Source organism: Exiguobacterium indicum HHS 31, from assembly GCF_001939065.1.
GTDB lineage: Bacteria > Bacillota > Bacilli > Exiguobacteriales > Exiguobacteriaceae > Exiguobacterium_A > Exiguobacterium_A indicum.
In genome coordinates this window covers 964,190-980,842 of record NZ_MPSZ01000001.1, presented here as the reverse complement: position 1 = coordinate 980,842, position 16,653 = coordinate 964,190, and the positions used below count along the sequence as shown (strand labels likewise).

Here is a 16,653-nt window from a genome sequence, read left to right as displayed (position 1 = left end):
TGCTAAGATGGTAATAAGAAAAGTAAGGAAGTAAGGAATACAAGAAAAACACAGAAAGAAGGAAGTTCGTGATGGAGCTATCAAAGTTAACGTCAAAAGGACAGATCACCATCCCTAAAAAAATTCGGCAAGCCTTGCAAGTGGAGGAAGGAGATCGCGTGGCATTCATTGAGGAGGACGGGTTTGTCATCATGGCGAAAGCGGATTTGAAACAGCTGCATGACCTTCAAGATATATTGAGCGATGAGACGTTCAAGACACTCATCCACAAAGCAAATCATCATTTGTAAAAACAAAAAAAGGAGGAAATAACAGATGGATATGCGCGAAGTAGATTTACCAGGAATCGGACGGAAGTTCGAAGGCATCACGACACGAGGAGATAAGGTGGTCGTCATCGTCCATGACGACGGACGACGCGAAATGCATCATTATGATGACGATGATTTTGATGAGAGCATCTCGAGCGTGACGTTCAATGATGCAGAAGCTCGTCAGATGGCAGGAATTCTCGGGGGATTATCCTATAAGCCGAAGGATCTTGAGAAAATCGAACTGGCGTTTGATGATCTCGTCATCGAGTGGTTCAAAGTCGGTCAAGATTCAAAGGTCAACAATCGAACGATCGGTGAACTCGATGTCCGTAACCATTACGATATTTCAATCATTGCGGTGCTCAAGCATGACCGTTCAAAATCGCTCAATCCAGGACCGGATACACGCCTTGAAGCCGGTGATACGATCGTTTTATCTGGAGAGCGTCAAAACATCCGTCACATCACGAAAGCATTATTCTCAATCGAAGGAGGCGGATAATATATGGATCATCTCATATTTGAAGTCGGTACCGCGCTTATCTTAGTGGCAATCGCGGCAGTGCTCGCGAACAGACTCAATTTCTCGATCATCCCGTTTCTAATCATTCTCGGGATGATTGTTGGACCGCACGCTCCGACAATCGGGATACTAGACTTCAAGTTCATTGAAAGTGCTGAGTTCATCAGTTTCCTCGGACGAATTGGCGTCCTATTCCTCTTGTTCTATCTCGGACTCGAGTTCTCGATCGGTAAGTTGATCCGGTCTGGAAAATCGATCGTCACGAGCGGAACGATCTATTTATCGATTAACTTTACAGGTGGTTTACTCTATGGATTCATCGCCGGATTCCCACTCTATGAAGTACTCGTCATCGCCGGAATCATTACGATCTCCTCGAGTGCGATCGTGGCGAAAGTACTCGTTGATCTCCGCCGGACTGGTAACACGGAGACGGAATTGATTCTTGGAATCATCATGTTCGAGGACATTTTCCTCGCTGTCTACTTGTCGGTCTTATCGGGACTGCTTCTCGGTGGTGGGACGACATTACTCGCATCCCTCACATCGATCTTGATCGCCCTCGGCTATATGTTGTTGTTCTTCATCGTCGCTCGGAAGGCAACACCGCTTTTGAATAAGATGCTGAAGATCGCCTCGGATGAAGTCTTCATCATCGTCGTCTTTGCTGCCTTGTTCTTCATCGCCGGATTCTCGGAAACGATTCATGTTGCAGAAGCAATCGGGGCGTTGTTACTCGGCCTCGTCTTCTCAGAAACCGACCAAGGTGAGCGGATCGAACATCTCGTCGTACCATTCCGTGATTTCTTCGGTGCGATCTTCTTCTTCAGTTTCGGATTGAGCATCGATCCGACGATGTTACTTGACGCCGTCTGGCTCGCACTCGGTGCCGTCGTCATCACGATCATCGGGAACTACGTGGCCGGTATGATTGCGGGGCGTAAAGCAGGCTTGTCACACAAAGCATCCTCGAACATCGGCTTGACGATTGTCTCGCGTGGGGAATTCTCGATCATCGTCGCGAATCTCGGAATCGCTGGTGGGTTGATGGACATCTTGTCACCATTCTCTGCTTTATACGTCTTGATTCTCGCCATTCTCGGACCGTTGATGACGAAGGAATCAAAACGGATTTACAACGTCATGAATAAAATCTTCAAGTGGACGGAACCAAAAGCGAAAAAGACGAAGAAAAATGCCTGACTGATATAAACGAACAACCGGTTCGCTTTCCCGAACCGGTTGTTGTTGTTTAAGTCAAGACTTCATACGTCGCCATCAGGAATTGTCCCGAATGGCGACTCGCTGTCAAACGAAGATTCGTTTCATTCGTTCCTTCCGGAAACAGCGGGATACCTGTTCCAAGGATGACAGGGGCGATCGCCAGTTCAATCGAGCGGATGCGCTTTAAGCGCAACGCTTCTTGAATCAACTCGCCACCACCGATCAGCCAAACGTTACCTTCGATCGTTGGCGAAATCCGGTCGAGCAGTTGATCGAGCGGTTCATCCGTATAGGTGACCGTCTCAGACGTTCGTTGCGTCCGGCTATAGATATAACTCGGAATATCTGCGTAAGGGTATGTCTCGCTGAGTTGTAGGACTTCATCATATGTTTTTCGTCCCATGATGACGGCACCGACTTGATCATAGAACGCTTGATAACCATTATCCCCGTCTCCGGCAACGGCAAATAACCAATCAAGTGAACCATCGAGTCTGGCAATTTTCCCGTCAAGACTACAAGCGATATAAAGAACGGTCGTAGGTTGTGACATCCATAATTCCTCCTTTTGCATCGTGTGACTTCATCTTAGCGTATAATGACGACAAAAGATGTCGTCATTATAGGAGGAACTGTATGAATACGAGACAATGGCGTTTAGTACGCTTGTTAAACCGGGGCGAACACTTCTCTGCACGGATGCTCGCGGAAGAATGTCAGGTGTCGATCCGGACGATTCAACGAGACATGACGGTACTTGAAGCAAATGGTTATCCAATCTATAGCGAACCTGGCGTAGCAGGGGGGTACCGGATGTTGCCACATCGGAACATGCCGCCACTCGTTTTGACGGATGAAGAGACGATTGTCTTCTTCATCCTTCTGGAATGGATTAGTCAGATTCCTGATTTTCCATTCGGAACGATTCGTCAGGAAGTCGCTGAACGCTATGCGAACGAGTTACCGAAGATGACGGAGCAACAGATCGTAAAATGGAAAGACCGCTTTCGCTTTCAAGCTGTCGATACACCACCGTCGCCGCAAAATCCTGCGTTACTCGACTTGTTAGAGAGCGGACGGATGGGGAATATTCTCTATGAGACGACAAAAGGACGACGCATGATCGTCGTAGATCCGATTGGTTTATCGTTCGAACAGGAACGCTGGTACTTCTATGGACAGACGAATCGAGGGTATCGCCAGTTCCGTGTTGATCGGATCAAAGACGTGACGCTTCATGAGTTGCCAGCAACCGAGTTAACCTTTTCAGATTTGGAACAAGACATGACACGTGTACCGATGACGACGGTAAAACTGGAAGTATCACCATTAGGCGAACGGTTGCTAGAGGGGATTTTACCGATTCAGTCGGAACGAACATGGTTGGTTCCGGAAACCGAACTGCCGTATCTCGGACGCCAATTGATGCGGCTCGGTCCGGAAGTGCGAGTCCTTGAACCACTCGAACTCCGGGAGCAGTTGATTCGTCAAGCAGCAGAAATGATTGCTGTGCAACGATTCGATAAGGCGCTCGGACAGGATTGATTAAAAAACTATGTTAGGATATAGGTAGAAAGAAACAATAGAGGAAGGGGTCTTCCATGGAAACACTATCATTGATTTTATTGATGCTTGCCCTCATCTTATTGACGCAAGTCATCGGACATTACATCCGTTTCATCCCAACGGCTTTGATTCAAATCATTGCCGGAACCGTCGCCGCTCTCCTAATGAGTGATTTGACGATCGAGGTCGAATCCGAATGGTTCCTCCTCTTATTCATCGCACCGTTACTTTATAACGATAGTTCTCACTTCCCACGAGAAGATTTATGGCGGATGCGGACAGCGATCTTCGGGAACGCGATCATTCTCGTCTTGTTGACGACGATCGTCGGAGGGTACTTCATCAACTGGTTGATTCCAGTTATTCCAGTCGCTGCTGCCTTTGCTTTAGCTGCGATTTTATCGCCGACCGATCCGATTGCCGTCAACGGGATCGCGAAACGTGTCCAGATTCCAGAACAGATTCTGACACTCGTCCGTGGAGAATCACTGATCAATGACGCTTCAGGATTAGTTGCGTTCAGTTATGCGGTCGCTGCTGTCGTCACAGGGTATTTCTCGCTTCAAAGTGCAACGACTGAGTTCTTCTACATGTTCATCGTCGGAGCATTGATCGGATTGACGATTTCGCTCGCGATGAACTTTCTTAAGGTACGCTTGCGTCGCGCCGGCATTGAAGATGTCGTCTTTTATGCTTTGCTGCAAATTTTAACGCCGTTCATCATCTTCTTCATCGCCGAAGAAGGGTTTCACGCGTCAGGCGTCATCGCCGTCGTGACAGGTGGTATCTTGCATGCCTTGATCAAAGAACGGACGGAAACGTTCTTTGCACAAGAGCAGACGTTGACGGATAACATCTGGACGATGATTGCGTATACGTTAAACGGGATCATTTTCTTATTGCTTGGTTTGACGTTGCCAGAAGCGACACGCGAGATTTTTGCAGATGATGCGATCAACAACTGGCGTCTCATGCTATATGTCATCGAAATCGGTTCATTCATTCTCGCGATCCGTCTCGTCTGGACGATGTTCTTCAATTGGTTCGATCATCGGTTCTTTAAAAAAGAGGACCGCGATCATCGTCGACCGTCCTTCAAACAAGATTTAATCACGACACTGGTCGGGGTTCGCGGAACGATCACGATGGTCGGGGTCTTGTCATTACCGTTCTTGACGGAGTCCGGCGAAGCCTTCCCGGAACGCTCATTGATCATCTTCCTTGCAGCGGGAGTCATCATCTATACACTCGTTCTCGCAACGATTCTCTTACCGGTCTTGAACCGGGGAGAAGCGGCTACACCGATCGCACTCGACCTGAATGCCCAAAAACAACGGATGATTCGCCGTGCAATCTCAGAAATCAAACAAGTGACGGACGAAGACAATGCGGTCGTTGCGTTTGATCTCCTTAATGAGTATCATGTCATGCTTCGGTTGCTTCGGGCACAGGAAAAAAGTCAGGAAGAGCTCGATCAATTCAATGATCAATTGAAAGCATTGCGACTGGAAGCCGTCCAGTGGGAAAAGGAAGAATCAAAACGTTTCGTCGCTGAGCACAAGGTGCCGGATCTGTTGAAGAAGGATGTCTTCCGCTCGATCGAAAACCGTCGTAAGGCGATCGGCAAGGATTCGCGTTTCCAAATCGTCCAACCGATTCGAAAATTGTGGTGGAAGCGGAAACGATCGAACATGTCATCTGACGCGTTGATTCAAATGACACAAGTCGAGCATGAACTGTATGAAAAGGTAATGGGCACAGTGATCGAACGTCTCGAGAATTGCCGCTCATCGTACCCACCAGACGTCGTTCAAAGTGTGCTGGAATTCTATAAACGACTTCGCTTCAAACATACGCGTTGGTCGTCACCAATCGGTGGCAAGGACGTCGATCAGCAAAAAGAAGAACTTTGCTTGAAAGCTATCGAAGTTCAGCGTCTTGAAATCGCGAATATGTCGAAAGAAGGGGATCTCTCGAACGAAGAGGAGAAGGAATTACGTCGCTTCATTCACTACATCGAGAGTGTCGTTCTCTACGAATACGTCGAATAACAACGAGACTGTTCGTTTGTCACATATTTAAAAGGAGCACGTTTTCTCTGAAAAAGAGAATCGTGCTCCTTTTGTGCGTCTTGATTTAAATCATGTATAGCGTCTTTTGGACTGCGTAGCGTTGATGGTCGTGAAATAGATGTTCGATTGCTTCAACCGGGTCGATCCATCGTAAGGAATGATCATCCTCAATCGGATCTTGTACTTTCTGCCCAGCATCACAACGATAGAACTGCCCTTCGTTCAAATAATATGCCGTTTCGTTTTGTGAATAGAAATGTTGATTGGCTCGTCCGATGAAATCACCGATTTCGATGTCCATCCCCGTTTCTTCTAGTACCTCTCTTTTAAGACAGTCTTCATACGTCTCATAGGTCTCGATACCGCCACCTGGAAGAAACAACTTACCGTCCTTTTTTTGAATGACGGCAATTTTACCTGTTTGAGAGTCGCGCATGACCGCATAAACAGCAGGTCTTGTTATGTAGTGTTGGTTCTGTTCTTGTTGCCCGAAGGTGATGACATCCATTCTTAAATCACTCCTTTTCGTATAATCATTTGAATTCAATCATACCTTACAAAATAGTATGTAAGCATGCCAAACAAAAACCCCTCATTTCACTCAAGAAATGAGGGGTGACCTATGGGTAAAGATCGTTTGTTTCAAACGAAATGTTTAATTGATTAACCGAGCGACAAGTATTTGACTTCGAGATAATCTTCGATGCCGTAGACGCCACCTTCACGGCCAAGACCACTCTCTTTATAGCCACCAAATGGAGCTTGTGCAGCAGATGGTGCGCCATCGTTCAGACCGACAATCCCGTATTCGAGTCGTTTTCCGAGCATCAATGCTTCATCGATGCGTTCAGAGAACGCGTAAGCCGCAAGTCCGTATGGTGTGTTGTTCGCCCGTTCGATGACTTCATCAAGCGTCTCAAAGACAGAGATCGGTGCGAGCGGACCAAACGTCTCTTCCTGCATGCAAAGCATGTCTTCAGTGACATTGGCAAGCACGGTTGGAGTGACGAAGTAGCCGACCGATTCGTCAATCGTACCACCAGTCAGGATCGTTGCCCCTTTTGCGACAGCGTCATCGATGTGTGCTTTGACTTTTGCGACGGCTTTCGCATTGATTAATGGACCAACTGTCGAGTCAGCGTCCATCCCGTTACCGACTTGCAATTGTTTGACGGCAGCTGTGAATTTTTCCGTAAACTCATTAAGGACAGATGCTTGCACGTAGAAGCGGTTCGTCGCGACACACGCTTGACCACCGTTCCGGAATTTCGAGCGCATCGCGCCTTCGACAGCTTTGTCGAGATCCGCATTTTCCGTGACGATGAAGGGTGCATGTCCACCGAGTTCAAGTGACAATTTTTTCATCGTATCAGCTGCTTGACGCATGATCAATTTCCCGACGGCTGTTGAACCTGTGAACGTGATTTTCCGGACACGGGAATCGGCTTGCCAGACGCCACTGATTGTTGCTGCGTCACCTGTTAGGACGTTGATGACACCTTTAGGGATACCTGCTTCTTCTGCTAGTTCAACGAGGCGAAGTGCCGTAAACGGTGTCTCTTCCGATGGTTTAAGGACGATTGTACAACCTGCTGCAAGAGCCGGTGCGAGTTTGCGTGTGATCATTGCTGCTGGGAAGTTCCATGGTGTGATCGCTGCGACGACACCGACAGGTTCTTTTTCGACGAAGAGTCGTTTCCCTGGAACAGAAGCCGGAATCGTTTCACCGTAAATCCGACGTGCTTCTTCAGCGTACCAACGGACGTATTGATTGCCGTAATCGACTTCGCCAAGTGCTTCGACGTACGGTTTCCCTTGTTCCGTCGTCATGATGCGGGCGAGTTCCTCGCGATTTTCGTTGATCAAGCGATACCAGGCGTCGACTAAATTCGCGCGTGTGTCTGCTGTTTCATTTGACCACTTAACGAATGCTTCGCTCGCTGCGTCAACGGAACGTTGTGCGTCTTCCGCTGAACTTGCTGGAACATGTCCGAGCAATGCTTTCGTTGCTGGGTCGTAGACCGGAATCGTTTCTGTCGTATCGTACCATTCACCATTAATTAAGTTCTTTTCAATCATCTTGTTGCACCTCCGCGAATTTCATTACGTCCTTTATTAAACACCTCAAGACGAGTGAGCGGAAGTTCCGCTTTGGATGGGCAGTCATAACGAAACGGAATGACTCAAAAAGTAGTTAATCGACTGAACAATCGGGAACAGTTAGAATAGAGGGGAATGAAAACGTCAAAATTGATGAAGGAGTCGAAAAACATGAGACGGAACTGGATCATTGGCGGTGTGGCGCTGAGTCTGCTACTAAGTGGATGTGGGGAAAGCGAAGTCAGCGAGAAAAAGTCGGAAAAAACACGAGAGACACAGCAAAAAAGACAAGCTTCGCAACAAGTTTACATAGAAAAGACGCTACAGCGTGCTGAGCGTTACGCTGCACAGTACGATTATGACCGGGCGATCAAGGTGTTAAAACCCGTGCGCACAAAAGAGACGAAACAGAGGGAAGAGGAATACGAACAGAAAAAGCAGGCGCTCCTGCCTGTGACGAAACCTGTGCCGCATCTCTTTTTCCATTCATTGATTGCTGATCCAAACCAAGCATTTGATGGCGACCGGAAGGAAGCGGGATACGATGATTACATGGTGACACAACAGGAGTTCGAACGGATCTTGGATGCGTTGTACAAAAACAACTACGTACTCGTCCGACCAACAGATTTAGCAAAAGAGGTGAACGGGAAGATCGTCGAGACACCCGTCCGTTTACCAAAAGGAAAGCAACCGCTCGTGTTGTCGCAGGACGACGTCAATTATTACGAATACATGGAAGGCGACGGATTTGCGAAGAATTTAAAAGTGAAGGATGGAAAAATTGTCAACGCGATGATTGGAAAGCCGGATGGTTCTTATGATCTCGTACCAATCGTCGATGCGTTCGTCCAGTCTCATCCTGACTTTTCCTATAAAGGAGCAAAAGGGTTGCTCGGTATTACAGGTTATAATGGGGTGCTCGGGTATCGTTCCTCCTACAACCAATACGGACACAATAAACAGGTCGAAACGGCACGAAAACAAGCGAAACAGACCGCCGTCGCATTAAAAAAGGATGGCTGGCAGTTCGCGAGTCATACGTACGGACATATTTGGGTCGGGAAAGAATCAGTCACGACGATTCGCGCGGATCTTAAACGCTACAAACAGGACGTTGCTCCGCTGATCGGAAAAACGACGCAACTGATTTATCCATATGGCAGTGATGTCGGGGATTGGCATGAGTATTCGGGTGAGAAATATCGTTTGCTCATCGATAGCGGTTTCCGTTATTTCTTCAATGTCGATGCGAGTCAACATGCGTGGAAGCAAGTTGGACCCGACTACTTCCGCCAAGCTCGAATCAACGTTGATGGGATTCGTTTACGTCAAGCAGTTGCTGGAAATACGAGCATACTCGATCCATTCTTTGATGCGAAAGAAGTCTTTGATCCAGCACGACCGGAACGGAAGTGAGTGATTGAAAACTAGTTAATTCATCGATTAAAGCAATTAAAAAGGTAGTGGCTGCGTTCCGTCCTGATCCGTAAAGTGATAGGTCTTCGCGAGATCGGCAACGAAGATGGCTTGTCCAGAATAACGGCTAACATCGTCATCCGCCATCAGCGCTGTAACGGCTCGTCCGATATAGGTCGTCGATTCAGTCGCGGCACTCGCGAATCCAGCATCGACGACCCGTTCCGTTCGCATGAAACCGGGGCACAGCGCGATGACAGAAATGGTCGTCTGAGCTAACTCCAGTGCCATGACGTGTGTCATTCGATTAATCGTTTGCATCGCCAAATCATAATAGAGGTTTCCAGACACCAGCTCTGGAGTGAATGACGTCACATTGATGACGAGCGCAGCTGGACTCTGTTGCAGCAATGGCATCGCAGCCCGAATCGTCCACAAATACGCTTTTGGTCCGGCAGACATCATCGCGTCCCAATGTTCCGGTGGTCGCTCCCAAAACCGTCGTCCGGTTCCAGACGGCAAGTGGCTTTCCGAACCACCGAACACGCAGTTGACGAGGAGATCGATTCGACCATGTTGGTGCTGAATCTGCTGAATCAGACGATCGATATCGTAAAGACTCGTATGGTCACAAACGACGGGGATGCCAAGTCCGCCGCGTGCTGTGACACCAGCAGCCGTCTCTTCGATCGTTTCGCTTCGTTGATCCGTTGCCTGTTCATTCGTACTCCGTCCTGTGACGTAGACAATCGTTCCAGCGTCACCCAAGGCATAAGCGATGCCACGTCCGGCGCCACGGGAGGCACCAGCGACGAGTGCAATACGTGTTGACATGATGAAACTCCTTTCAGATACGAGAAGACGGATGGGCAGATGCGCATCCGTCTTCTTCTGTCTTTAAAAACCTTTAATCGTCATCCCACCATCGACATAAAGCGTTTGTCCGGTCACGTAACGGGCTGCAGCAGACGATAAGAAGACAGCTGGTCCAACAAGTTCTTCTAATTCACCGACCCGACCGAGCGGTGTCACGTCAACGATCTCTTGCAGGTATGTAGGATCTTCCAACAATGGTTCTGTTAATGGTGTCTTAAAATACCACGGTCCGATTGCATTGACGCGAATATTTTGTGGTCCCCATTCAAGCGCCAATACTTTCGTCATCTGAATCATTGCCGCTTTCGTCGTCGCATATACGACGCCGGTCCGTAAGGCGACGTGACCAGCAACCGAGGCGATATTCAGAATGCTTCCACCTGTCTCCTGCATCCGTTTACCAATTTCTTGAGCAAAGAAGAAAGCGGATTTCAGATTGGTCTGTTGGATCGTTTCCCACTCGTCTTCCGTCACATCGAGTGCCTTCGAACGAATGTTCATTCCGGCATTGTTGACGAGCCCATCAATCTGCAGTACTTGTTCGTAAGCACGAGCTACCGTCTCGACGACTTGTTTCCGGTCAGTGATGTCGCACGGGAATATGTAAGCCGTTCGACCGAGTCGTTCGATTTCTTGTGCCGTCTCCTTCAAATCGCGTTCCGTCCGGGCGACGAGAATGATGTTAGCACCGGCTTCTGCCATTCCGATGGCGAGTGCACGTCCGATGCCTCGACCAGCTCCTGTGATGAGAAATGTCTGATCGGTTAACGAAAAACTTGGAAGATACATGATGTCACGTCCTTTTATTGAGAGTCATCACTTACTCTAATGAAAAATTGACTGAAAAGAAAGAAAAATCACTCCAAGGTAGAGTGGAGATGGTAAAATATTGAAAAGGAGGGATGAGATGAAGCGTGGTTTAGTTGTGACATTATGTATAGCACTCGTGAGCCTTGCTGCTATTCAACTAGTCGGTACAGAAGTCTATCGTTATTTCTTTTATGATCCGGCAACCTATCAAGCCCGATTTATGGTTGATGGAGGCGGGAAAGAAGAAGGAAAACCGACCAAGCAAAAAATCGACATCCAAAGCGGGGGATTTGCGGATAAGGATGCCTTAGGTGTTGCTACCTTTTACGGCGTCATCGGTCTTGTCATACTACTGATTGTCATCTTTAGTGTGCGTTATTTCTTGAAGCGTTTGCGAAAACGACGCAAACGAGAGAATGTAATCGACGATTTAATGCAGCCGCCGCCGGTGTTTTCCCCAAATCGTTCGACACGACAAACACTTGTTGGTGAAGAATCAGAGTCAGAGATTCGCCGTCTGTTACAAACGTTCGATCGGCAACTGACACGACAAAAACGCCGCCGCTCCGAAGAGACGGTCGGCGAATGGTTACAACGGATTGATGTCACGCTTGATCCATTGATCTACCATCTCGTCCGGTACGGTGACACACCGGATTCGGCGATTTCACAAGATCAAGTCGATGGGCTGAGGCATGAACTACAAGTGCACCTTCAGCGCGACTGACCGAGTAAATCAAGCAGGATCGCATGATGGGAGGCGTCTCGTGAGACGAGCGACAATTCACGGACGACATCAAACTCGTCGACCGGTAACGTCTTGATTTCAGGGGATAGTCCGTCTTGGAAAATCTCCGGCAACAGGGCAATACCGAGCCCTGCACGGATGAAACCGAGGACGCTCGATCCGAATTCCATCTCGTTTTCTGCTTGATAGACGGCACCTCGCTCGATGAACGCGTCCTTTAGGATGTTCGTCGAATCGCAATCGATCGGAAGCGACAAGAAAGAGGCGTCACGAATTTGCTCAAACGCCACAGACGTACAGTCTGTGAATCGTTCATCGTCTTGATGGACATAAAGTAAAAAGTTCTCCGTATACAAATGGGTCGTATGATACGGATGGACATGGTGACGATCGTCGAGTAAGACAGCATCGTATCGGCGTTCTTCAAGACCTTGCATCAAATCGATCGTCGTATGCGCCGTCTTTAATTTGAGATCCGGTGCCGTCGCTTGACGCGAGACGTGACGGGGGAGATATGTCATCGCGACGCTTGGCCATGATCCGAGCGTCAACGTCGTCCGTTCGTCGATCGTACCGATCCGTCGTTTCATCTGATCGATCCGGTCAAGCAGTTCACGGCTCTCTTCAAAGACGATTTCGCCAGCTGTCGTCAACGTGACACCATGTGCCGAGCGGTGCAACAGCGAGACTTCGAGTGCACTCTCAAGGCTTTTGATTTGTTTACTTAACGCCGGTTGCGTCATATGCAGTACTTCGCTTGCTTTCGTCAGGCTACCGGTCTCCGCGGTGACGAGGAATGCTTCCATCCATTCGGTCTTCATTGGTTCACGCTCTTTTCATACAGGTTGTTTAGAACTTACGCCATTTGAACGCATCTGACAATCATTTTGCATTTTTTATATTCTTAGTTTGGAATATTCTAAATTGGGAATATATAAAATAAAGAGGTGAACGGATATGAATGATCGGATACCAATACGATTCTCAGCTCTCGGAGACGCGACACGGATTCAACTCATCGAAGCGTTACGAAATGGTCCTCGCTCCGTCAATGAGTTAGCTGAACAACTACACTTACGCCAACCGCAAACCTCGAAGCATTTAAAGCTGTTGCTTGACGCGGAACTAATCACTGTCGAACGGCAGGCGAATCGTCGCTTGTATAGCCTTCGCCCAGAAACGTTTCGAGAGCTCGTCATGTGGAGCAACTCGCTTGCACAAATGGAAGCCCGCATGCATCGTCTAGACGCACATTTGAAGCAGATTCAGTCGAACGTGAAGGGAGACGGGACGAATGAAAAAGGAATTGAAGACCTCGATTGAGGGGAAGACTTTACGAATGGAATGGACATGTGAGGCTCCTCGAGATAATGTCTTTGCTGCATTCACAGAAAAAGAGCAACTCGAAGCGTGGTGGGGACCGGAAGGCTGGGAGACGATGATCAAGACGTTTGAGTTTCAACCAGGTGGTGTATGGCATTATTGCATGCGCTGTGTTGATCCGGCGCAAGGTGACTTTTACGGCATGGAGTCGTGGGGGAAAGCGATTTTCAGACACATCGATGCTCCGAACACGTATAGTCATGCCGATTATTTCTCGGACGCGTCAGGGGCGATCTCTGAACATTTACCGGGTAGCGAAAATGTCACGACATTCCTCGACCTCGGGGAGACGACGTTGATTGTCTTCGAGTCGACCTATGAGACAGAAGCAGCCGTGCAAGAAGTGCTCGGTATGGGGATGAAGGAGGGCTTTACGTCGCAACTGTATCGCCTTGATCGCTTATTAACGAAACGTTGAGAAGGAGTCGGTGAAGGATGCGGAAGCTCGGTCTTATAGTATGTCTGCTTTGTTTAGCCGGTTGTGGAAAATATACGTTGGAAGAGGCGAAAGAGAATGGCGACATCATCGTCCAGAATGATGTTACGAACAGCGACCGATTCGAGTCCTTTTTAAAGAAGTCAATGCAAGGCAAATCAGATCAGATCCGCATCACGGCATTTACGACTGAAGGAGACCCAGTATTGTATGACGTCAAGTATGAGGGAAAGTCGTATCAATACACGTCTGATTCATCGCGTGATCAATTCGGTACAACAGACGATGATCGTAAAAACGAAGTCTGTAAGAGACTCGTCAAGACAAGCGAGAAGGAACAGTCGGTCTATACGTTACGCCAATGCGCTGAAGGGGCGGATCATGAGCTCTTACGATTGCCAACACAATAATCAAAAAGGATCGTGTCCCGTCGAATCAATCAGCGGGCACGATCCTTTTTATTCGCTGTCGAGACGACGCAAGGCTTCGCGCCAACTGGAGAAGCGTTCAATCAACAACGTCAGTGAAGGTGCTTGGTGCGCACGCGCCCACTTGGCATATTGTTGACTCGTCAGAAGCGGTCCATGTGTGGCTGCAGCTTGTTGAAGAGCGTCTAAGCAGTCTTGATCGGTGAAGAAGCCGTTCGAGGTGAGATCGAAGTGTGCCAAGGCATTTTTCCAGGTACCGAACCGACGAATGATCGTATTCGCACTCAGCATCTCTGGGTGTAAATCCCGCAATTCCGTGTAGGAGCGAATCGTCATGTTCGTTCCTTTTTGTGCGACATAAAAAGCAACGCTTTCTTCGATCGACCACCGCTTCGTTCGCTTGACCGCAGCGGGACGGTTCAGCGTCATGCGTTCTTTCGTCGATAAATGGGAAGCCTTGACGATTCCAGCTCGTTCTAACAGGTGTGCCCACGAACCGAATCGGGCGTTGATTTCTTCAAGCGAAGGGTAAGGAAGTTGAGCTGCTAACTTTTGATAATGGGTAGCTTTCATAGGTGAATGGTGCATTTGATGAAGACCTTGAATCAAGCGGATGATCTTCTCGTCCGTTGCTAAGGTGGAAGTGGAAGTCGGATGTTGACGCATGCAAGATATCTCCCTTTTGAATGGTTGTTTCAATTACAGGCTAGTGTAGCATGAGCGATTGCGAGAACATACTAACAATATCGTAAGGTAAGAAAAATAGCGCATTTTTATCCAGGAAATACAGGAAAATTAGAGAAGAAACACGAATACATTATTATAGAAGAAAAGAGAAGGAACTGATCAATGACAGAAACACAGACGATTGATACGATGGAGGATATTTTAAAGATGCTCGACGCACGATTGCGTGAACCAGAACCGTTTTGGGACAAGTTCTATGAAGATCGGTCGAAACCGGTCCCGTTTTTTAAGAACATTCCGGACGAGAACTTAGTTCGCTACATCGAAGAGGGCTGGCTCTCGCCTGGTGACGCATTAGATCTCGGAACAGGACCGGGTCGAAATGCGATTTATCTCGCAACACACGGTTTCTCGGTGACAGGACTGGATCTCTCAGCAACCGCGTTAGACTGGGCAACGGAACAAGCACAACAGACTGGAGCGCACGTTGCGTTTCGAAAGCAAGATTTTCTAGAGACGACCGAACAGAATACATATGATTTCATTTACGATTCCGGCTGTTTTCATCATATGGCGCCACATCGACGTGTGACTTATGTGACGCGACTGAAGGAGATGTTGCGCCCAGGAGGATATTTCGGATTGACGTGTTTTGTTGCGGGCGGTCCGCTTGGCGGGGCGACGTTGACGGACTGGGAGGTCTATCAAGAAAACAGTCTCCAAGGTGGACTCGGCTATACGAAAGAGCGGTTACTCGCCATATTCGATGCATTCGACGTCATCGAACTAACGGAAATGAAACCCGTTGACAATCCGGAGGCATTATTTGGTCATGCTGGACTGTGGACTGGTCTGTTTCAATTAAAGGATTGATTCGTCCGGCATTCGAGACGCGAACCAGTCTACAAAGTAGTGGACATCCTCTCGCGAAACGATTTGGTCTGTATCGTAAGCGGCGAACAGTGACAAAAAGCGCGGTTCGTCAGGAAAATAATGAAGCAGGATTGGACGGAGTGTCTCTAGGTCATGCACGAAGCTTTGATCGTCTTCTAGAATAAGGTGATAGGCGCTCCGAACAATCCGTTTCATGATCGAATCGGAATGAAGCAAAGCGACCTGACCTGTTTCTAGGAGAAATAAATCCGTTTTCAACTGCTCACATACTCCATTGTTTAACGCGAAGCCAAGAGCGCGTGTCGGGCGAAGGGATGGAAATCGACTTTGGAGATTTTCGCCTGCCAAAAACAAATTGACGGATTTCAACCAGACGCCCCAGCGAAGAACTTCGTCATCCCGCATGACGTCGCGAAGCAGACCGATGTCATAATCGATTTTGGTGACGAATGGATAGTCCTTCAACCAGTCTTCTGTCCGTTCATCTAACTGCATGTGTTCTTCTTCCGTCAACGGTTCTGTCAAAATCAGTGTAAAATCGAGGTCGGATTCAAAGGGACGCGCCGTTCCTTTGGCGACGCTGCCATACAAGTACACGCCATGAAACGCGGATAAGGTTTGTACATAGGCGACGACGTCCTGAATTACGGCACGATAACGGACAGGAATCGCTTTAGCGGAAGTTGGATTGTGGATGTAGCCATTTTTCGTGCCCAATGTCGTTGGATACTGCATTTGTCTTCCTCCTCATCCTTCAGAGATGGATTGATAGCGATACCACTTCTTGTTTCGCTGCACATATAGAAACATCGTATCATCTTTTTCGTGATAGATGACCGTACCGCTCTTAAGACGAGTTGCCATGCCGTCCTTGAGCGTCTTTTCGGATGCTATTTTTTGAACACGTGGTCCGGGAGTCAAAGAAAGACTCGAGACGGTTACGACCTGATCTAGTCGATACACGCGATCGTTCAAGCGGATGACGTCTTGATCTTGTTCAATGAATTCCGCCGCGATGAGGTCCGTCGTTGTCAACGTCGTCTCCGCTAAGCATCCACTGAGAAAAAGAATGACCAATACGATAGTAGCTAACACTTTTTTCATGAAAATACCTCTTTCTCTGGTTATATATCGTAATTTACGATATATTCGGATTATACGATATAAGGGGGA

Annotated in this window: 20 protein-coding genes; 11 read left to right on the top strand and 9 right to left on the bottom strand. The window is 48.1% G+C overall.

Annotated elements, in window-relative coordinates; translation table 11 throughout:
• The first annotated feature begins 71 nt into the window (after positions 1-71).
• The 3 genes from N179_RS05405 to N179_RS05395 are packed head-to-tail and all read left to right on the top strand — an operon-like array spanning position 72 to position 2,040.
• Positions 72-290, top strand: coding sequence for an AbrB/MazE/SpoVT family DNA-binding domain-containing protein (locus N179_RS05405; RefSeq protein WP_023468485.1), 219 nt, complete (start codon positions 72-74; stop codon positions 288-290).
• Between the two features lie 25 nt (positions 291-315).
• Positions 316-816 carry a cation:proton antiporter regulatory subunit gene (locus tag N179_RS05400; RefSeq protein WP_029341865.1) on the top strand — a complete coding sequence of 167 codons (501 nt, stop codon included), beginning with the start codon at positions 316-318 and terminating at the stop codon, positions 814-816.
• 3 nt (positions 817-819) lie between these two features.
• Positions 820-2,040, top strand: coding sequence for a cation:proton antiporter (locus N179_RS05395; RefSeq protein WP_023468483.1), 1,221 nt, complete (start codon positions 820-822; stop codon positions 2,038-2,040).
• Positions 2,041-2,089: 49 nt separating this feature from the next.
• Here N179_RS05395 and N179_RS05390 read toward each other — a convergent pair whose 3' ends face one another.
• Positions 2,090-2,614, bottom strand: coding sequence for a dihydrofolate reductase family protein (locus N179_RS05390; protein WP_075642452.1), 525 nt, complete (start codon positions 2,612-2,614; stop codon positions 2,090-2,092).
• 83 nt (positions 2,615-2,697) lie between these two features.
• Between N179_RS05390 and N179_RS05385 the strand changes: the two genes are divergently transcribed.
• A complete protein-coding gene (locus N179_RS05385) occupies positions 2,698-3,606 on the top strand; it encodes a helix-turn-helix transcriptional regulator (protein ID WP_075642451.1) in 909 nt (302 codons plus the stop codon).
• 56 nt (positions 3,607-3,662) lie between these two features.
• Positions 3,663-5,678: a Na+/H+ antiporter gene (locus N179_RS05380; RefSeq protein ID WP_075642450.1), complete on the top strand. Its 2,016-nt coding sequence runs from the start codon at positions 3,663-3,665 to the stop codon at positions 5,676-5,678.
• 85 nt (positions 5,679-5,763) lie between these two features.
• Here the strand turns inward: N179_RS05380 and N179_RS05375 are convergent, their stop codons facing one another.
• Both N179_RS05375 and N179_RS05370 read right to left on the bottom strand, forming a co-directional pair.
• Entirely contained in the window at positions 5,764-6,207 is a 444-nt protein-coding gene (locus N179_RS05375) for an NUDIX hydrolase (RefSeq protein WP_075642449.1), read from the bottom strand.
• A 155-nt stretch (positions 6,208-6,362) separates the two neighbouring features.
• A complete protein-coding gene (locus N179_RS05370) occupies positions 6,363-7,778 on the bottom strand; it encodes an NAD-dependent succinate-semialdehyde dehydrogenase (protein WP_023468478.1) in 1,416 nt (471 codons plus the stop codon).
• Between the two features lie 192 nt (positions 7,779-7,970).
• Here N179_RS05370 and N179_RS05365 point away from each other — a divergent pair, with 192 nt between their 5' ends.
• The gene (locus N179_RS05365) at positions 7,971-9,218 is read left to right on the top strand and encodes a polysaccharide deacetylase family protein (protein WP_244150214.1); all 1,248 of its coding nucleotides are present in this window, start codon (positions 7,971-7,973) and stop codon (positions 9,216-9,218) included.
• 36 nt (positions 9,219-9,254) lie between these two features.
• Here N179_RS05365 and N179_RS05360 read toward each other — a convergent pair whose 3' ends face one another.
• On the bottom strand, positions 9,255-10,052 hold the full coding sequence (locus N179_RS05360) for an SDR family NAD(P)-dependent oxidoreductase (protein ID WP_075642447.1): 798 nt from the start codon (positions 10,050-10,052) through the stop codon (positions 9,255-9,257).
• A gap of 63 nt (positions 10,053-10,115) precedes the next feature.
• Positions 10,116-10,883: an SDR family NAD(P)-dependent oxidoreductase gene (locus N179_RS05355; protein WP_075642446.1), complete on the bottom strand. Its 768-nt coding sequence runs from the start codon at positions 10,881-10,883 to the stop codon at positions 10,116-10,118.
• Between the two features lie 118 nt (positions 10,884-11,001).
• Between N179_RS05355 and N179_RS05350 the strand changes: the two genes are divergently transcribed.
• Positions 11,002-11,631, top strand: a complete 630-nt coding sequence (locus N179_RS05350) for a hypothetical protein (protein ID WP_075642445.1) — start codon at positions 11,002-11,004, stop codon at positions 11,629-11,631.
• Here the strand turns inward: N179_RS05350 and N179_RS05345 are convergent.
• A complete protein-coding gene (locus tag N179_RS05345) occupies positions 11,619-12,473 on the bottom strand; it encodes a LysR family transcriptional regulator (RefSeq protein WP_075642444.1) in 855 nt (284 codons plus the stop codon). The genes N179_RS05350 and N179_RS05345 overlap by 13 nt on opposite strands.
• Before the next feature lie 136 nt (positions 12,474-12,609).
• Between N179_RS05345 and N179_RS05340 the strand changes: the two genes are divergently transcribed.
• Genes N179_RS05340 through N179_RS05330 form a run of 3 tightly spaced genes read left to right on the top strand, consistent with a single transcriptional unit; the run spans position 12,610 to position 13,881 of the window.
• Complete coding sequence (locus N179_RS05340; RefSeq protein ID WP_055968349.1) at positions 12,610-12,975, top strand: ArsR/SmtB family transcription factor; 366 nt, start codon at positions 12,610-12,612, stop codon at positions 12,973-12,975.
• A 16-nt stretch (positions 12,976-12,991) separates the two neighbouring features.
• Positions 12,992-13,453, top strand: coding sequence for an SRPBCC family protein (locus N179_RS05335; protein ID WP_244150213.1), 462 nt, complete (start codon positions 12,992-12,994; stop codon positions 13,451-13,453).
• A 17-nt stretch (positions 13,454-13,470) separates the two neighbouring features.
• Entirely contained in the window at positions 13,471-13,881 is a 411-nt protein-coding gene (locus N179_RS05330; protein WP_075642442.1) for a DUF4362 domain-containing protein, read from the top strand.
• Between the two features lie 48 nt (positions 13,882-13,929).
• Here N179_RS05330 and N179_RS05325 read toward each other — a convergent pair whose 3' ends face one another.
• Positions 13,930-14,565 carry a homing endonuclease associated repeat-containing protein gene (locus N179_RS05325; protein WP_035397098.1) on the bottom strand — a complete coding sequence of 212 codons (636 nt, stop codon included), beginning with the start codon at positions 14,563-14,565 and terminating at the stop codon, positions 13,930-13,932.
• Between the two features lie 183 nt (positions 14,566-14,748).
• On the opposite strand from N179_RS05325, the gene N179_RS05320 reads away from it, so the two are divergent.
• Positions 14,749-15,459, top strand: coding sequence for an SAM-dependent methyltransferase (locus tag N179_RS05320; RefSeq protein ID WP_075642441.1), 711 nt, complete (start codon positions 14,749-14,751; stop codon positions 15,457-15,459).
• On the opposite strand, the gene N179_RS05315 is transcribed toward N179_RS05320, so the two are convergent.
• Both N179_RS05315 and N179_RS05310 read right to left on the bottom strand, forming a co-directional pair.
• The gene (locus tag N179_RS05315; RefSeq protein WP_075642440.1) at positions 15,448-16,215 is read right to left on the bottom strand and encodes a nucleotidyltransferase domain-containing protein; all 768 of its coding nucleotides are present in this window, start codon (positions 16,213-16,215) and stop codon (positions 15,448-15,450) included. The genes N179_RS05320 and N179_RS05315 overlap by 12 nt on opposite strands.
• Positions 16,216-16,227: 12 nt before the next feature.
• The gene (locus tag N179_RS05310; RefSeq protein WP_075642439.1) at positions 16,228-16,584 is read right to left on the bottom strand and encodes a hypothetical protein; all 357 of its coding nucleotides are present in this window, start codon (positions 16,582-16,584) and stop codon (positions 16,228-16,230) included.
• Between the last annotated feature and the right edge of the window lie 69 nt (positions 16,585-16,653).

Coding starts and splice junctions, on each gene's coding strand:
- N179_RS05405 (WP_023468485.1), top strand. CDS start 72: ATGGAGCTATCAAAGTTAACGTCAAAAGGACAGATCACCATCCCTAAA.
- N179_RS05400 (WP_029341865.1), top strand. CDS start 316: ATGGATATGCGCGAAGTAGATTTACCAGGAATCGGACGGAAGTTCGAA.
- N179_RS05395 (WP_023468483.1), top strand. CDS start 820: ATGGATCATCTCATATTTGAAGTCGGTACCGCGCTTATCTTAGTGGCA.
- N179_RS05390 (WP_075642452.1), bottom strand. CDS start 2,614: ATGTCACAACCTACGACCGTTCTTTATATCGCTTGTAGTCTTGACGGG.
- N179_RS05385 (WP_075642451.1), top strand. CDS start 2,698: ATGAATACGAGACAATGGCGTTTAGTACGCTTGTTAAACCGGGGCGAA.
- N179_RS05380 (WP_075642450.1), top strand. CDS start 3,663: ATGGAAACACTATCATTGATTTTATTGATGCTTGCCCTCATCTTATTG.
- N179_RS05375 (WP_075642449.1), bottom strand. CDS start 6,207: ATGGATGTCATCACCTTCGGGCAACAAGAACAGAACCAACACTACATA.
- N179_RS05370 (WP_023468478.1), bottom strand. CDS start 7,778: ATGATTGAAAAGAACTTAATTAATGGTGAATGGTACGATACGACAGAA.
- N179_RS05365 (WP_244150214.1), top strand. CDS start 7,971: ATGAGACGGAACTGGATCATTGGCGGTGTGGCGCTGAGTCTGCTACTA.
- N179_RS05360 (WP_075642447.1), bottom strand. CDS start 10,052: ATGTCAACACGTATTGCACTCGTCGCTGGTGCCTCCCGTGGCGCCGGA.
- N179_RS05355 (WP_075642446.1), bottom strand. CDS start 10,883: ATGTATCTTCCAAGTTTTTCGTTAACCGATCAGACATTTCTCATCACA.
- N179_RS05350 (WP_075642445.1), top strand. CDS start 11,002: ATGAAGCGTGGTTTAGTTGTGACATTATGTATAGCACTCGTGAGCCTT.
- N179_RS05345 (WP_075642444.1), bottom strand. CDS start 12,473: ATGAAGACCGAATGGATGGAAGCATTCCTCGTCACCGCGGAGACCGGT.
- N179_RS05340 (WP_055968349.1), top strand. CDS start 12,610: ATGAATGATCGGATACCAATACGATTCTCAGCTCTCGGAGACGCGACA.
- N179_RS05335 (WP_244150213.1), top strand. CDS start 12,992: ATGGAATGGACATGTGAGGCTCCTCGAGATAATGTCTTTGCTGCATTC.
- N179_RS05330 (WP_075642442.1), top strand. CDS start 13,471: ATGCGGAAGCTCGGTCTTATAGTATGTCTGCTTTGTTTAGCCGGTTGT.
- N179_RS05325 (WP_035397098.1), bottom strand. CDS start 14,565: ATGCGTCAACATCCGACTTCCACTTCCACCTTAGCAACGGACGAGAAG.
- N179_RS05320 (WP_075642441.1), top strand. CDS start 14,749: ATGACAGAAACACAGACGATTGATACGATGGAGGATATTTTAAAGATG.
- N179_RS05315 (WP_075642440.1), bottom strand. CDS start 16,215: ATGCAGTATCCAACGACATTGGGCACGAAAAATGGCTACATCCACAAT.
- N179_RS05310 (WP_075642439.1), bottom strand. CDS start 16,584: ATGAAAAAAGTGTTAGCTACTATCGTATTGGTCATTCTTTTTCTCAGT.